Origin of the sequence: Mucilaginibacter sp. SJ, from assembly GCF_028993635.1 — a bacterium.
Taxonomy (GTDB): Bacteria; Bacteroidota; Bacteroidia; order Sphingobacteriales; family Sphingobacteriaceae; genus Mucilaginibacter.
Genome location: NZ_CP118631.1, coordinates 5,541,220 through 5,557,718 on the forward strand (window position 1 = coordinate 5,541,220; position 16,499 = coordinate 5,557,718).

Below are 16,499 nucleotides of genomic sequence, written 5' to 3' on the forward strand. Positions count from 1 at the left end.
GATTTTTTAATTTTTACTTGAATAGTAGGTTAATAAATTATTTATGGGTTCTTTAATTATGTTAGTGATTTGCAGATCAGCTTCGGCGGCAGCTTCATATAAGTGTTCCTGAAAATTAAAAGCAACCGATCCTGCAAAATGAACAGAGGTACCCGGGTGTTGCTGATATAAAGGTAGCAAATATGTGGAAATTAGCTTACTAAATCCTTTTTTTATGACGCTTTGCAGATGATGATCGTTTTTATTATCGAGATAAAAATCGGTAAATGAGCTTAAAAACAAAGCTGGCTGTTTTTGCCGGTAAACCTTTTCGAGCAGGTTTTTACGGTCGGCATCGTATTTGTGTATAAACTTTTTACGAATAGATAAAGGCAGGGTATCGTTCATGAATTCCTTGATGAGCTGCCTGCCCAGCCAGTTGCCCGAGCCTTCATCGGCCAGGATATAACCCAGGCCATAATTGTTGGGCCAAACTCTTCTTCCATCGTACCAGGCGGCATTGCTGCCGCTGCCGCAAATGCTCACAATGCCGGGTTCGTTTTTACAGCAGGCTATAGCCGCCCCGGCAATGTCATGCTCAACAGAAACTTTTCCGAACTTAAAAAAGGTTGAAAAAGCACGATGTACTATCTTCTTCCGCTCATCTGACGAGGCGCCCGCGCCAAAAAAGTAGATGCGCCTGATTACTTCGGCGTGGTGTATAAGATTGATGTTTTTGTTGAGCAGTTGAAGGATATGTTTTTCGTCGTTAAAATAGGGATTTATGCCATTGGTTTTAAAGGAAGCAACAGTTCTTCCTTTATCAGTAAGCCTCCAATGTGCAAAGTACGATCCGCTATAAACAACTGCAATCATTAATAATCTATATCGATAATATATCCATCATTTGTAAAAGGTCTTCTTCAAGCTTAAACTCATGCTGGTTAAGTGCTGCTTCCAGGTCTGTCATCATGATCTGGTTGGCCTGCAAACCTACCATTTTTTGTGATTCGCCGGCAACCAAAGCATTAACTGCTGCAAAGCCAAGCCTGCTGCCCAAAATACGGTCAAAGCTTGATGGTGCACCGCCCCGTTGCAAGTGGCCTAAGATAGTAACTTTTATATCGTAATTTTTAACTTCTTGTTGTACAGCCTTTGCCACATCATAAACACCGCCGTTTTTGTCACCTTCGGCAACAATTACAATGCTCGATGATTTTTTGTTCATGTGGCCCTCTTTAAGGTTTACGATCAAATCATCAATTGCGGTAGCACGCTCGGGCAATAAAATAGCTTCGGCGCCGCATGAGATACCTGCACGCAAGGCAATAGCGCCCGAGTCGCGGCCCATAACCTCTATAAAGAAAAGGCGGTCATGCGCATCGGCAGTATCTCGGATTTTGTCGATAGCCTGGATAACTGTATTGGTAGCGGTATCAAAACCAAGGGTATAGGTTGAACCGCAAAGGTCATTATCAATTGTACCCGGTACGCCCATTACTGCAATGTCGGGATATTTACGTGAAAAGCGCAGGGCACCGGTAAAAGTACCATCACCGCCAATAACCACAAGGGCATCGATACCACGGGCTTTGGCGTTTTGGTATGCTATCTCCATGCCTTCGTCGGTTTTGAAAGGCAGGCAACGCGCGGTTTTTAAAATGGTGCCGCCCAAATTAAGGATGTTACTTACCGAGCGTTTATCCATTTCATACATATCGTTTTCGATAAGGCCTTTATAACCCTGCCTTATACCTACAACTTCCAGCCCGTTATACAGTGCGGTCCTCACAACGGCACGGATACAGGGGTTCATTCCCGGGGCATCACCACCTGAAGTTAAAACCCCTATTTTTGAAATTTTACGCATCTTTCGCTCCTTAATTTTACGCTACGAAGATAGTGTGTGTAGATTACACCATTAAATTTTATTTATTTTTTTTTGGATTAGGAATTAAGGCTATATATTTAAACTTATTAACTAAATCTCACTAATAGTTTGGAACTAATGTTACCCAAGTTTGATTCCGTATTCTCGATTGACTGCGTGATATTCGGCTTTGAAGCCGGCGAGCTTAAAATTTTGCTTATTGAGCGAAACGAGGAGCCATATAAAGACTGGCTTGCACTGCCCGGCTATATTGTTGAGCAGGACGAGAGTATTGACGATGCTGCCGAGCGGATCCTGTATGAACTTACAGGTTTACGTGATTTGCACATGCAGCAGTTTCATACTTTTGGCGAAGTGAACCGCCACCCCCAGGGCCGTGTTATTACGGTGGCTTACTATGCATTGATCCGCATAAACGGGCAAAAAGAATTGCGCCCGGTTACGCAATATGCTAAAAAAGCGTTCTGGCACCCGGTAAGCGAACTCCCTAAACTGGCGTTTGACCATAGCGAGATCTTTAAAACAGGATTCAATAAAATAAAGCGCCGGCTACACTACCAGCCGATAGCATTTGAGCTATTGCCCGAAAAATTTACGCTTACCCAACTGCAGTCGCTTTACGAGGCGGTTTTAGATAAGAAGCTTGATAAACGCAACTTCCGCAAAAAAATGCTGAGCTACGGCTTTTTGAAAGAGCTGGACGAGAAGCAGAAAGGGGTATCATACCGCGCCGCCAAGCTTTACAAGTTTGACAAACGTAAGTATGGTAAGATTTTTCAGGGAGAGATGAATTTGGTTTAGCTGCCAGTTTGCAGTGGCAGTAGGCAGTTTGCTGGGATTTATGCTACAATAAAAAAATACGGTAATGCTGAACTTGTTTCAGCACCCCACACGCTAAGCAAGTGTGCTAATTAAATCACCTACCAGCCCCGTGGGATACCGAAATAAATTCGGCATAACGGTAAGGGGAAAACAAAAAAGCTTCGAAGAAATCCTCGAAGCTTTTTTGTTAATATGTAAACTGCAAACTGCCCACAGGCAACTGCAAACTGAATTACAAAGAGCTCGGTGCCAATTCCAGGTGGTATTTCACCAGGTTATCTATAGGCGAGCGGATGATGTTGCCAACAACCATACCATTTTCAGTAACTACTTCTTCCAGCACGTTACGGAAGTTATAACCTACCGAACCGATGCAGTTAAATGTATATTTTTGATAATCAGGGTAGTGGGATACCAGGTTGCGGAAGAAATCCTCGAACGAGGTACGCACCAGGTTGCGTGAGTACTCGATGTGTACGTTGTTATCGTAAACAAATTTGCTGAAGCTTGCACAAAAACGATTAGCACGGGGCTGGGTGTATACCTGCTCGTTAATATCATCAGGAGTAAGCTTGTAGGTTTCCCAGAAAAGGGCACGTACAGGTTCAGGCATGTAGCCGCGCAGGTAATCTGTTAACAGCTTTTTGCCGATGTAGCAACCACTGCCTTCATCACCCAGGATGTATGCTCCTGAATCGATATTGTGTATCACTTCCTTACCATCATAAATGCAGGTGTTGGTTCCGGTACCTAATATGGCAGCAAAGCCTTCGGTGTTACCAAGTAAAGCGCGGGCGGCTGCCAGCAGGTCATGACCGATATTAACCTTTGCGCCGGCGAAAACCACTTTCATAGCTTCCTCTACAATCTTACGCATTTCGGGGGTTGAACAGCCGGCACCGTAGTAATTTACCTCTGTGATCTGGTTTTTTTCAAGATCGGTAGGCAAGCTTTCGTTCAGTGATTGTATAATATACTCTGTACTTGAAAAGTATGGGTTATAACCCTCGGTATTAAAGTAAACTTTTTTTCCCTCTTCGGTAACCAGGCACCAATTTGTTTTGGTTGAGCCACCGTCAGCAATTATGATCATAAATTTTTGTTTTTTTAAAAATCGGTTAAAAGTAGGATTTACTTATTGTAAAAAAAACACTTAGTATTTTAAAAATTGAAAATTGCGATTTTTACTTAAATTACAGCTACTTTTTTGTATAAATTAAACTTTAAATGGCACTTTTATACCATTGTTATCAATAATTAATCAGGTCAACTATACCTTTTTTTAAATGTAAAGTTTACAGATAAGCAGTGCGCCCTACAACTTAAAAACAGAGTAATTTACAATTGTACGCAATGTTACATTATTAAGCAAAATATTGGCTTTATTAAATGCTAAAACGTGGCTTTTGCATTACATGAAGGACAGCGAATTGCCCGGATGAACGTGGGTAGCTTTAATGCCGGGTACGTTTTGCTTTAGCCATTCTATCATAAACTCCGACCCCGGTTCTTCGCTGGCGATATGGCCCAATACAATCAATGAAAGTTTATCACCCCTGGCTTGTGCATCCCTCACATATTCGGCAGTTTCCCATTCCGAAATCTCACCGCAGATCAGTACGTCAGGTTTCTTTGTGCTCATTTCGGTGATCTGCCTTCTACCACCGGCTGCTCCTGGCAACAGCAACACCTTTTGGCAACTGTGCGATGGATTGCCTATGTAGCGTACCTTTTCAATCTTTAGTTTCTTTTTCAGTGTATCGATCAGGGAGCTTAATGTGGTGGATGGAATACTTAACAGGTTCCCTGTTTCGGGTTTGTAATAGCTTACCCAATCAAGCTGCTTTAACAAACCAATGCCAACGCCATCGGGTTTAAGGCTGTGTATGGTATCATGGTTGCGCCAAACGGCAATGTTGTGCCTGTCAAGCAATTGTTTTTTATACTGAAATACATCATCGTTGGCCAGCCAGGTGGTTTCATCGGCATGGTTATAAAAAGTTGGCTCGTGTGCTATGATAAAATTAGCGCCTAAGCTGATTGCTTTTTCAATAATGCCAATGGTTGCAAACATGGTGGTAACTATGCCGGTAACAACAATATCGCGGTTGCCTGCTTTTAAGGTATCAACCGTATTAGGGAAGGGAGCGCCCGGCACTTGTTTCATAAACAGATCGATGATTTGCCCTACGGTCATGTGTTCATCAGGGTTAGTAAAGGTGACAGCATCTACAGCAAACGGAGTTGATAATAACGCAGCAGTACCCGCTAAAGCACTTAACTGGCTAATGAACTTACGGCGATCGGGATTATGATTAATGGGGGGGAGGTTTGAATTCATGGTAATGATTGGGTTTGTTCAAAGATAACACAGGACAAGTTAATTTCAGATTTGTAATAATTGTGTGACATATTCATATCTTCGCAAAAATTTAACGACTCCTAATCCGTGCAAAAACTTGCTAAGCTTATCACCAACAAACCTTTTGTTTATTCTTTATGGTTTGGCCTAAGTCTGTTTCTGGTAATTAAAGGTGTTTTAACCCACCAGGGGTTTAACAATTACACCATATTTAAATACAATTTTTTAAATACCATCCATCAGCATAACCTATACGCTTACCAGCCGGAGCACTATTACGACCTGAACCATTACGGGCCGGTATTTTCAATAATCATGGCGCCTTTTGCTATTTTGCCTGATAGTATAGGGGTTATTTTGTGGGTACTGTTTAACGCCTTCATTCTGTTTAAGGCTATCCAACTTTTACCGCTGAAAAAGGATCAGTACGTTATTGTGCTTTTGCTGTGCGCTCATGAGTTAATGACAGCATCAGCCAACGTACAGAGTAACCCAATGATAGCAGCATTGATCATATTAGGCTTTAATTTTATAAAACGCGAACAGGATTTTTGGGCAGCATTAATGATAGCACTCGGCGCATTTATAAAGCTTTACGGTATTGTTGGGTTGGCCTTCTTTTTCTTCTCTGCAAATAAGCCAAAGTTTGTGCTAAGCTTTATATTCTGGTCGGCAGTGTTGTTTGTGTTGCCGATGACTATTTCATCCCCCGCGTTTATTATACAAACTTATCACGACTGGTATATCGACCTGGTGATCAAAAATTCGGACAACCAGCAATCATACATGCAGGAAATTTGCGTTACTGGTTTTATACGGAGAGCATTTCATTACCAGGATCTTAAGAATATGTACGTAATAGGGCCGGCACTGTTGTTGTTTGGTTTGTCGTACCTGCGCATTGGGGCTTATAAGGTTTTGGAATACCAGCGCCTCATCGTTTCATCGGTATTGATCTTCGCGGTGATTTTCAGCAGCTCGGCCGAGTCATCAACTTATATTATTGCTTTTGTAGGAGTTGCCGTTTGGTTTATGAATTTGAACCGCCCGGTAACCGGCTTTGAGATTTTTCTGCTGGTTTTAGCATTGCTGATTACAAGTCTGTCCCCTTCCGATCTTTTTCCGTCCTTTATCCGCAAACAATATATCGTTCCTTATAAATTGAAATCGATACCATGCTTTTTGATATGGCTTAAAATAATTTACGAAACACTCACCAGAAGTTTTGTCAGGAAAGAGGAAAGTATGCAGAAGCCGGTCATGGTTTAAGGCATTCAGTATAACTAAGCCATAATTATTTATCTTTTATTGCAAAAAGGGGAGAGGTTTGCAGATTGATAAATAATTATTAATTATATTTGTAACGAGAAAGTTACATTTGGGTAACTCTTTTGCACATCTTTATAAATGATTGATTAAAAGCCGTTACGTTTTGCAGTAATTCATCGTAAGGGTTTTTATAAAAGAGTGTGCAGAAATGCAACCAAATATAAGTTTTAATTACCAATACCGCCTGTTACAATTAAAAATTTCCATAGTATAACTATGACATACCTTGCTGATAAAAAGATCTCTATTGTTATACCCTCCCATAACGAAGAAAAAAACATCGGTTATTTAATTGAGCAACTTCGTGAAACACTTTCGCCAACAGGGTATGCTTATGAGCTGATCTTTGTTGATGATGGGAGCCGTGATAATACCTTAAATGAATTAAAGATCAATGCCGAGTTGCATCCCAATGTATTTTATGTAGAGCTTTCGCGTAACTTTGGTAAAGATTATGCCCTTAAGGCCGGTATTGCAATGGTTCAGGGCGATGCTGTAATAACTATGGATGCCGATTTGCAGCACCCGCCGCAACTGATCCTGAAGATGTTAAACCTTTGGGAAAATGGCTATGATATTGTTTACACCTATCGCGAAGGCGAAAACCCTCATGGCAAAGGTTATCAGAAAGTTACCTCAAAATTGTTTTACAAAGGCCTTAACATGCTTTCGGATATCAAGATGGAAAATGGCACCGCCGATTTCAGGTTGATTGATGAAAAAGTTGTAAAACAGCTTAAGCTGATTGATGAGTACGAGATTTTTTTCAGGGGGATAATTAAATGGGCAGGATATAAACAGGTTGGCATTCCTTATGTGCCATCAAAACGACATACAGGTGAGGCAAGTTATTCTTTTTCAAAGCTGGTTAAGCTTGCTGTAGGCAGTATCGTAGCCTTCAGCGCAAGGCCGCTTTACATCGTATCGTTAATTGGTTTATTCTTTTCGTCGCTGGCTATTTTGTATATTCCTTATGTGTTGGTAAGTTATTTTTTGGGTTACGCGGTTTCGGGATGGGCGTCGATTGTTGCTACCATAGCCTTTTTTGGTGGCCTTCAGTTACTTGTAATGAGTGTTATTGGAGTGTATGTTGGCAAAATATTTATGCAGTCTAAACATCGCCCGCATTATATCATCCGGTCGTCAAACGTTGTTATTGTAAATAATGATTTTATTAGGGTTTGATGTTGAGGAGTTTGATATGCCGTTTGAGTACGGTAAATCAATATCATTTGATGAACAGCTTGATATTTCAACAAAGGGTACCAATACTATACTTGGTTTACTGAGGCAGAAAAATATAAAAGCTACTTTCTTTTGTACGGCCAATTATGCCATCAATAAGCCTGATATCATCAAACAGATGGTAACCGAAGGGCATGAAGTAGCCTCGCACGGGTATTATCATTCTGATTTTAAGGTTGAGCATTTAAGGCAGTCAAAGCTGGCTTTGGAGAATATTTCCGGAACTAAAGTAACAGGCTTTCGGATGGCCCGGATGATGCCGGTGGATGAGGCTGAGATTGCGAAAGCCGGTTATAAATATAATTCATCCATAAACCCAACCTGGCTTCCCGGACGGTATAACAATTTTGATAAACCACGTACCTGGTTTTATGACCATGGTGTGCTACAGATTCCGGCTTCGGTTTCGCCATTGATACGTTTCCCGCTTTTTTGGTTAAGCTTCCATAATTTGCCGCTATCTTTGTTAAAACGTATGGCTTCGGCAACGCTTAAAAAGGACGGTTATCTGAACCTTTATTTTCACCCCTGGGAATTTACCGACCTGCACGATAAAGAAAAATTCGGTTTCCCGGGTTATGTTTCAAAAAATTCGGGCGATGCTTTTGCCCACAGGATAGGTGCTTTTATTGATTGGGCAACGGGCAAAGGTTACACCTTTGGACAGACGGACGGATTTTGTGAAAACATCAAAAACAAAAATAACCAGGAGCCGGTATTACATTAACAAGCTGTTAAGCAGTTTATAGCAAATCAATTACCAAATTGATTGTTATTTTCAGCATAATTTTGCATATTTGCACCGCAAAAAATTGTACAATATGCTACGGGCTTAAAACCTTGTATATATCTGTACTCAGAATACGATGGTCCTATAGCTCAGCTGGATAGAGCAACAGATTTCTAATCTGTAGGTCTTTGGTTCGAATCCAAATGGGATCACATCTTGTATAGCCTCTTGGAGTTATCTAAGGGGCTTTTTTATTGCATTTATTGCCGTTTCAGACACGTAGCGTCGGTTTTTACTCTGTTAATTGTTGTTGTCGTTGTAGGTGGTAAAGCCTTCAATAATGTCTGTATTGTGTCTATGAAAATGAATGCATTGAGTCGGTTTAAGCATCAGGCCGTTAAAATTCAAACAACAGAAAATATTTCGAATAAAGATTAAAAATTTTGTTAATACTGCTATATTAGTAGGCATAATACTTGGAATTTATACAAGTAAATAATAAGTGTTCAACACGACCTTATCACTTCATAATGAAACGCATAATACTAACATTGTCGTCGCTGTTTTTGTATTCCCTTTGTTCAGCGCAATCATCAGCCCGTGAATTTCAAAACCTAATCAATGTTGCTACTGTTTCTCCCGACGTGGCGAGCCTTGGTAAATTTGGCAATATACCTGTCAGCTATTCAACAGGTGTCCCAAGTATTACAATACCTTTATATGAAATCCATGCAGGTAAAATAAATCTACCGCTATCTCTTGATTATAATTCCGCCGGGATTAGGGTAGATGAGATCGCTTCAAGTGCTGGCTTGGGATGGGCGCTAAATGGCATAGGGGTTGTTTCCCGGAACATGGTCGGTATGCCCGACGAAGGTAGCGGCGGATATCTCAGTGCTCCGCCGGTAGACCAATTATACAATTATTGGTGGGGACAAGCATATGGCCCCTCAACAGATATAGCATATGCTAATTTCTATCGTGATATAATGAACAATCAACGGGAAACAGAGCCGGATATTTTCTCTTATTCGATCAACAGTGGGGGTGGGAAGTTTATATACAGGCAAAATGGTACGTTTATGCAAACGCCTGTAACAAGCAATCGCATAGAACAAGTTGGAGCCGATTTCAGGATAACAGACGAAAGCGGCACTGTGTATATATTTGATCAAAAAGAATTGTCACAGGCAGTGAGTCTTTCTGCGGGCAGCAGTTATACTAGCTCCTGGCGGCTGTCAAAGATCATCGATCCAAGTACCGCTGACACTGTATATATAAAATATACTTCACATGGTGGAACTTTAGAAAGAGCGTGGAACTTTACTTATTCAACGGGTACAACTTGTACAGCGCCAGGTGCTTTTTCGGATATTAGCGGCGAACATTCGATGGTTACCACAACCTCTCATTCATTAGAGCTTTCTCCTTCTGAAATTACCTGGCGTGGTGGAAAAGTGGTATTCATAAATGCATTGGACCGTACAGACCGGGAAACGGAAATACGGCTGGACAGCGTAAAAGTATATGCAAAGCTTAATAATACATATACCCTTGTCAAAAAAATCAAGCTGCATCAATCAAACTTCTTTAGCAATCCAATTCCTGGGAAAACAGCAGATTATCGAAACTATCGTCTGCGTTTAGATTCCGTTAAGTTTTTGCCACTAAATACGACGGACCAACCGCAGGTGTATAAGATGATCTATGACAATAGTGATATGGCTCCTAACGAATCTTATGCGCAGGATCAATGGGGCTTTAATAATGGGAAATTTAGCAATACTACTCTTATGCCGGTGCAAACCGTCCTTAATCATGGATCATACGTATCATTTGGTGAGGCTAATCTTGACGCCGATTCCGTAGCGATGGGAGCGTGGATGATTAAGTCGATACAATATCCGACAAAAGGAAAATCCGCGTTCGAATTTGAACCTCATAAATATAAATATAATACGAATGCATCCGAGGTACAACCTGTATTAGCCAGCCAAAACATCGACCTTCATGACGGCGTACACCAAACTTTATCAACAACATTTACGCTACCGAGCACAGCTTCCGCTTTTCGATACTCTGTCGATATTTCCACATTCAGCGCCCAGCAAGGTGTAACGGATTATCCCCGCGCGATACTAACAGATCAAACATCAGGGCAAGAAGCATTAAGAGTTACTAATACCAACGGCAGTCAACAGGTATCTACCGGGTCTGTTCAGATATTTTTAACCCCAGGTCATACCTATCAGCTAACAGCAAGTACTTATACATTAAATCAGTCGGTTCGCGTAAATGCTACTATCTCATGGCTGCAACCGCCGGATAGCGCTTCTCTCCCAAAGTTTAAAATTGGTGGAGGAATGCGAGTGAAATCTATAACTAATTACGATAACAACGGAGCATTTATTAGTAAAGACACCTATGAATACGGTTCAAACGGGATCGGAGACTTGATAACTTATCCGGCTTATTTGCTGCTTAACTACGAAGACGTTTTTACAGTTTGCTCTCAATCATATGCCGGATCATCAACTGGCTGTTATTATTCAGTATCGGATTATGTAAGGACATATCATAACAGAAGCATTTATTCCGCAACACAATTCAGCGGAAGTCCGGTGGTATATGGTGCTGTGACCAAATATAACGTCACAGCAAATGGGCAAGCAGGAAATGGAAAAACACTTTTTCAGTACGATGTATTTACTGATAATTCGGCGTATGCTTCAACGGATTACGGAATCGTAGGTGTTGTTCTGGTTAACAATGGTTGGCTTAATGGTTTTTTGAAGAGGGAATCTGTTTATAAGTCAATAGGCACCGGCTATTCATTAGTGAACGTAAAGGAAAAGAATTATATCATTCGCCGCCAGGACACATTGGTAGGGGTTAAGTTAAAAGTTAAATACCAGGATATAGGCGATTGTCACAGCGGAGTAGCCGACACCGTTTTTTACAGATATAAGGCCGATGCCAGTAAACAATATTTTGCACCAGTTCAGATGCCGGTATACACAGGAGCAAAATTGCTGCAAAATGAATCGGATACAACATGGGATGATGCAGGACGAAAATTAATAACAGTTCAAAATTTATACTATGATGATCCAATCCATAATTTCCCAACAAGAAAGGAAACTTTTAATAGCACCGGCGATAATCTCACCGATGTGATCAAATATCCGCATGATCTCGCGATAACCGGAAATGTGTATCAGAAGATGGTGGACAGGAACATTATCTCACCGGTAGTACGCTTTCAGCAGTTAAAAAATGGTAGCCAGCTTGCATTGGCTAATATCAATTACAATGATTGGTTTGGTGACAGTAAGCTATTGTTGCCACAAACGGTAGATGAGCAGGTACAGACCAATCCCATTATTACCAGGACGCGTTTCAATGGCTATGATGCTTATGGCAATATTCTTCAGCAGCAAAAAGTAAATGGGCCTTACCAAAGCTATCAGTGGGCTTATAATAAGCAATATCCAGTAGCAGTGGTTGCCAATGCCGCGAGTAATGAGTTTTATGCCGAAAACTTTGAGGAAAGCACGGCAGCCAATGTAATTACCGGGACAGGCCACACCGGCACAAGATATTACAATGGCAGTTATACCGTGAACTGGACACGTCCTAACAGCAGGAGTTATGTGATCAGTTACTGGTATCTCAGCAACGGTTCCTGGCTGCTTCAAAATGCCGTTCCTTATACCGGAAGTCCTTATACTCTTACCGGCGGGACTGCCTATGATGACATCCGCATCTATCCGGTTGACTCGCAGATGACGACGTATACCTATTCACCCCTGATTGGTGTTACCAGCAGCACAGACGCAAAAGGACTAACCACCTATTACGAGTACGATGGATTAGGCCGCCTTCAAAACATCAAAGACCAGAATGGCAATATTGTAAAGAACTACGACTATCATTACGGTGCACAATAACTCCAAACCTTAATCACAAACCGAAAATGCACTTTTACCATAAACCATATAGAAAAGGGATCCTGGCTGCGGCGCTGATGCTGCTGGGCATGACCGCCCTTCATGCTCAAACAAACTATATAAAGACGCGGACCCCGAACCGGGCGATCACGAGGAATGGCAAGCTCGATACGCTGAGCACGAACAGAGATTCGGTACAGACGACGATCCAGTATATCGACGGGCTGGGCAGGCCCCTGCAAACGGTGCAGCGGCAGGCCTCGCCCACATTTAAAGATATCGTACAGCCTTTCGCGTATGACCAGTACGGCCGTGAAGCGTTCAAATACCTGCCCTATGCCACCACGGCGACGGGCGACGGGAGCTATAAAACGGACGCGCTGACAGCGGGCGCCGGCGTAGCAAAATTCTATCATCCGGCAGGCAGCACCGGCACCCAGCAAACCAACGGGATCCCGAACACCTTGTTCCCTTATGCCCAAACCGGTTTTGAGGCCTCCCCGCTGAACCGCGTTATAGAACAGGGAGCCCCGGGCGCAGCCTGGCAAATAGGTGCCACGCCCGATGCAGGCAGCAGCAGCCATTCATCAAGGATAGTTTATACCACCAACGACCAGACTGCTTTTAGTACAACCAATATAACTACCAACAACGGCAGCCGCAGGGTGATGATTTACCGGGCCATCATTAATGCCAACCAAAGCCGTGCGCTGAGCCGTGGTGTAAATTCGACGGTAGAGTATTATACCGGCGGACAGCTGTACGTCACCATCAGCCGCAATGAGAACTGGCAACCGGGAGAGGGCTGTTTCGGCACCACGGAAGAATACAAGGATAAAGAAGGGCATGTGATCGTAAAGCGGACCTATAACCTGAAGAAAACCTACAGCGGAGGCGTAGAAACCCAAACGGCCGAAATGCTGTCGACCTATTACGTGTACGACGATCTGGGGAACCTTTGTTTCGTAGTTCCCCCGGCGGCAAATCCGGATGTGATCAGCTCGGCTCAAAGCCAGTCCACCATCGATTACCGCTGCTACCAGTACCGTTACGATGAACGCAACCGGTTGGTACAAAAGAAGATCCCGGGCAAAGGCTGGGAATATATTATTTACAATAAGCTGGACCAACCGGTAGCCACCCAGGATTCGGTACAGCGGATGAAGACGGCCGGGCAGCAATGGACGATCACGAAATACGATGCGATGGGCAGGGTTGTGCTGACGGGCATTTACCAGCAAAGCGGCACCACGGCCGGGGTAGATTATCATGCAAGCCTGCAAGCGATAGCTGACACGACGGGCGCGCAATGGGAAACGCGCCTATCAGCAAGCAATGGCTATACAGCCAACACCTGGCCGAAGAACTGGCTGACGACGCTGAGCCTGAATTATTACGACAGTTACCAGGGGATCCCCGGCTTCCCGGCGGCTTATAACCAAACCAGCAACGCCGCCTACAGCAGGCAAACCACGGGATTGCTTACCGCGTCGAAAACACTGGTGCTAAACTCGACCGATACGTTGTGGACGGTACCTTATTATGACGATGAGGGCAAAACGGTTAGAACTTTCAGCCAGCATTATGTAGGCGGGTCAACAACGAAAAGCATTTATAACTACGACGACGTACAGACGACATACAACTTTTTAAAGCTGCCGACACAGGTAAAACGTTTACACTATCTTAAGAATGCAGGGGGAACGGCAGCAACGCTGACGCTGACCGAGACGAATTACATCAATTATGACCATATGGGCCGTAAGCGCCGCACCCAGCACCAGATGCGCGACGGCAGCAATGCTTCGCAAACGACAATACCATTGGTGCAAAGCGATTATAACGAGATTGGCCAGTTAAAAGTAAAGCACGTTCATTCGATTAATAATGGTACAAACTGGCTGCAAAACATCGACTACCGGTACAATCCGCGGGGCTGGCTGAGCAACATCAATAACGCGAACCTGACCGCCGACGGCGGGATAACCAGCAGCGATACGAACGACCAGTTTGGCGAAGAGTTAAGTTACGAGGATGCGACATCGGCCAGCCGGCAATATAATGGCAATATCGCCACGGTACAATGGAAATCGGCACCTTATGTAGCGGGAGGGACAACAGTAACACCGGTAAAACAGACGTATGACTATGGCTATGACCACCTGAACAGGCTGCGGGCCGCGGTATCCACCAGCAGTACAGCGAAGGATAACTTTTACGGCGAAAACGTAACGTATGACAATATGGGTAATATCAGCAGCCTGGGCAGATATGATAACATAGGCGGTACCAAAACGCAGATAGATACTTTAACCTATACGTACAGCTTTTACCGGGTGAACCAGGTAGACGATGCCTCCCCCTATACCGGTACCGCCGGTTTTACCGAACTGGTAAAGCAGGCGAGTGAATACATCTATGACGGCAACGGGAACCAGCTGCGCGACCAGAACAAGGGGATCAGCGGAATAACCTATAACCTGCTGAACCTGCCGCAAACGATCACCAAAAACGACGGCAGCACAGTAGTTTATGTATACAGCGCAGGGGGCAATAAACTCAGAAAACTGTACACGGCAGGCGGGATAACCACGACAACGGAATATGATAACGGGATAGAGTATGACAACAGCGTTACCAATGTAGCGTTTATCCAGACAGAAGAAGGCCGGGCCAGGCACAGCGGAACAAGCTACACCTATGAATATGACCTGAAAGACCACCTGGGCAACACCAGGGTAACCCTAACCCCTGACCCCAATGACCCAACCCAGCAAACGGCGAAGATACTGCAGGAGAATGATTACTATGCTTTCGGGTACGGGATCCAGTCGTTGCAGCAATCTGTGCCGTCTCCAAAAAATGAGTATCTTTATAATCACAAAGAGCTGCAGGAAGAGACGGGCTTGTATGATTATGGCGCGCGGTTTTATGATCCTGTGATTGGGAGGTGGACGAGTGTTGACAAGTTAGCAGAGCATGATGATCAAATTGATAAATCGCCATATGCATATGTTTGGGATAATCCAATTGTGCACGACGACCCAGATGGCAATTGTCCAATATGTATCCCAATAATTGTTGCTGCAGTAGAAGCTTTAACCACAGAACAGGTTGTCGGTGGTTTGATATTTGTTGCAGGGGGGACCTATATTACAAGTAAGATAATTGATCATTCTTCAAATCGATCAGTTTTCGATAGGCCAGTATTTTCAAACGATAATACAAGGATTACCAATAGTATACCTAAAATAACGCCTTCAATTGTCAAGAATAACAAATCGGATACTAAGATTGATAGCCAAACTTCAAAGAAGAAAGATAACACTTATGATAGAGTTAACCCAAGAAAAAGTACAAAAGAACAGGTTAAAGCAAATCAACCACGTAATGATGCTGGCGAAATGCTTGATCCTAATACAGGCCAGGTTATCGACGAGAATTCAATGGATTTAGGCCATATTTACGGCCAGGAATGGAGAACGAGGAAAAAAATGCATCAAGAAAATGGCAGTACAAGGAAGCAAGTGATTGAAGCTGAAAATGATCCTTCTCTTTATCAATATGAAGATAGGAAATCAAATAGAAGTCACAAAAATGAAAAAAAACAAACAAATGGCTCACAATAAAATACCGGATGATATAATCCGAGCGATATACAGTGGAAACACGAAACATGTTATAAACTGGATGAATAATGATAATATTAACAATGTAGACTCTGATAATCGATCAATAATATTCCATGCGGTGATCTCTGGTTTATTTGACTTGGTCTCATTAATATTGTCTGAAAACGTTGCAATAAATATCAAGGACAAAAAAGGCTGGTATCCTATTCATTATGCCGTTCAAGGCTATTTTGTTGAGATAACAGCGCTATTAATTGACAAAGGGGCTGAAATAGATGTTAAAGATGATTTTGGAAATACTCCACTTTGGCGTGCTGTTTTCGCTTCTCAGGGTAGAGGAGAGATAATAAAGCTATTGCTTTCAAAAGGCGCAGATTCAAAAAAAGAAAATTCTTCAGGTATAAGTCCATTATCTTTAGCTGAAAAAATATCAAATTACGATATAAAACAGTTTTTTTGAGTTGAAATTTTGCTGGCGCAAGCGTACCGCGTGTGTTCCCTGCTACCGCAAGCATTTTTCGCTGCCCTCTGCTACCGCAAGCATTTTTCGCTGCCGCAA

Annotated in this window: 11 protein-coding genes and 1 tRNA gene; 8 read left to right on the forward strand and 4 right to left on the reverse strand. The window is 42.9% G+C overall.

What is annotated here, in order from left to right; all coding sequences use genetic code 11:
- Positions 1-6: 6 nt before the first annotated feature.
- Together MusilaSJ_RS23105 and pfkA are read right to left on the reverse strand one after the other, a co-directional pair.
- Entirely contained in the window at positions 7-855 is an 849-nt protein-coding gene (locus tag MusilaSJ_RS23105; protein WP_274987132.1) for a hypothetical protein, read from the reverse strand.
- A 7-nt stretch (positions 856-862) separates the two neighbouring features.
- Positions 863-1,849, reverse strand: coding sequence for a 6-phosphofructokinase (gene pfkA / locus MusilaSJ_RS23110; protein ID WP_090527738.1), 987 nt, complete (start codon positions 1,847-1,849; stop codon positions 863-865).
- 129 nt (positions 1,850-1,978) lie between these two features.
- Between pfkA and MusilaSJ_RS23115 the strand changes: the two genes are divergently transcribed.
- Positions 1,979-2,671 (forward strand): NUDIX hydrolase, encoded by a 693-nt coding sequence (locus MusilaSJ_RS23115; protein ID WP_371328320.1) that lies wholly within the window; start codon positions 1,979-1,981, stop codon positions 2,669-2,671.
- Positions 2,672-2,924: 253 nt separating this feature from the next.
- On the opposite strand, the gene MusilaSJ_RS23120 is transcribed toward MusilaSJ_RS23115, so the two are convergent.
- Positions 2,925-3,785 carry an N-acetylglucosamine kinase gene (locus MusilaSJ_RS23120; protein ID WP_274987133.1) on the reverse strand — a complete coding sequence of 287 codons (861 nt, stop codon included), beginning with the start codon at positions 3,783-3,785 and terminating at the stop codon, positions 2,925-2,927.
- Positions 3,786-4,103: 318 nt separating this feature from the next.
- On the reverse strand, positions 4,104-5,033 hold the full coding sequence (locus tag MusilaSJ_RS23125) for a Nif3-like dinuclear metal center hexameric protein (RefSeq protein ID WP_274987134.1): 930 nt from the start codon (positions 5,031-5,033) through the stop codon (positions 4,104-4,106).
- Between the two features lie 108 nt (positions 5,034-5,141).
- On the opposite strand from MusilaSJ_RS23125, the gene MusilaSJ_RS23130 reads away from it, so the two are divergent.
- From MusilaSJ_RS23130 to MusilaSJ_RS23160, 7 genes are all read left to right on the forward strand, one after another.
- Positions 5,142-6,323, forward strand: coding sequence for a glycosyltransferase family 87 protein (locus tag MusilaSJ_RS23130; protein WP_274987135.1), 1,182 nt, complete (start codon positions 5,142-5,144; stop codon positions 6,321-6,323).
- Positions 6,324-6,599: 276 nt separating this feature from the next.
- A complete protein-coding gene (locus tag MusilaSJ_RS23135) occupies positions 6,600-7,568 on the forward strand; it encodes a glycosyltransferase family 2 protein (RefSeq protein ID WP_274987136.1) in 969 nt (322 codons plus the stop codon).
- On the forward strand, positions 7,549-8,355 hold the full coding sequence (locus MusilaSJ_RS23140; RefSeq protein ID WP_274987137.1) for a polysaccharide deacetylase family protein: 807 nt from the start codon (positions 7,549-7,551) through the stop codon (positions 8,353-8,355). The genes MusilaSJ_RS23135 and MusilaSJ_RS23140 overlap by 20 nt, the downstream gene beginning before the upstream one ends.
- Positions 8,356-8,496: 141 nt before the next feature.
- Positions 8,497-8,570 (forward strand) — tRNA-Arg (locus MusilaSJ_RS23145).
- Positions 8,571-8,888: 318 nt separating this feature from the next.
- Positions 8,889-12,308: an RHS repeat domain-containing protein gene (locus MusilaSJ_RS23150; RefSeq protein ID WP_274987138.1), complete on the forward strand. Its 3,420-nt coding sequence runs from the start codon at positions 8,889-8,891 to the stop codon at positions 12,306-12,308.
- A gap of 26 nt (positions 12,309-12,334) precedes the next feature.
- Positions 12,335-15,937, forward strand: a complete 3,603-nt coding sequence (locus tag MusilaSJ_RS23155) for a DUF6443 domain-containing protein (RefSeq protein WP_274987139.1) — start codon at positions 12,335-12,337, stop codon at positions 15,935-15,937.
- Complete coding sequence (locus tag MusilaSJ_RS23160) at positions 15,906-16,400, forward strand: ankyrin repeat domain-containing protein (protein ID WP_274987140.1); 495 nt, start codon at positions 15,906-15,908, stop codon at positions 16,398-16,400. The genes MusilaSJ_RS23155 and MusilaSJ_RS23160 overlap by 32 nt, the downstream gene beginning before the upstream one ends.
- The last annotated feature ends 99 nt before the right edge of the window (positions 16,401-16,499 follow it).

Bases quoted from the DNA above. Each gene is read 5' to 3' on its own strand.
- MusilaSJ_RS23105 (WP_274987132.1), bottom strand. From the start codon at position 855: ATGATTGCAGTTGTTTATAGCGGATCGTACTTTGCACATTGGAGGCTT.
- pfkA (WP_090527738.1), bottom strand. From the start codon at position 1,849: ATGCGTAAAATTTCAAAAATAGGGGTTTTAACTTCAGGTGGTGATGCC.
- MusilaSJ_RS23120 (WP_274987133.1), bottom strand. From the start codon at position 3,785: ATGATCATAATTGCTGACGGTGGCTCAACCAAAACAAATTGGTGCCTG.
- MusilaSJ_RS23125 (WP_274987134.1), bottom strand. From the start codon at position 5,033: ATGAATTCAAACCTCCCCCCCATTAATCATAATCCCGATCGCCGTAAG.
- MusilaSJ_RS23135 (WP_274987136.1), top strand. From the start codon at position 6,600: ATGACATACCTTGCTGATAAAAAGATCTCTATTGTTATACCCTCCCAT.
- MusilaSJ_RS23140 (WP_274987137.1), top strand. From the start codon at position 7,549: ATGATTTTATTAGGGTTTGATGTTGAGGAGTTTGATATGCCGTTTGAG.
- MusilaSJ_RS23150 (WP_274987138.1), top strand. From the start codon at position 8,889: ATGAAACGCATAATACTAACATTGTCGTCGCTGTTTTTGTATTCCCTT.
- MusilaSJ_RS23155 (WP_274987139.1), top strand. From the start codon at position 12,335: ATGCACTTTTACCATAAACCATATAGAAAAGGGATCCTGGCTGCGGCG.
- MusilaSJ_RS23160 (WP_274987140.1), top strand. From the start codon at position 15,906: ATGAAAAAAAACAAACAAATGGCTCACAATAAAATACCGGATGATATA.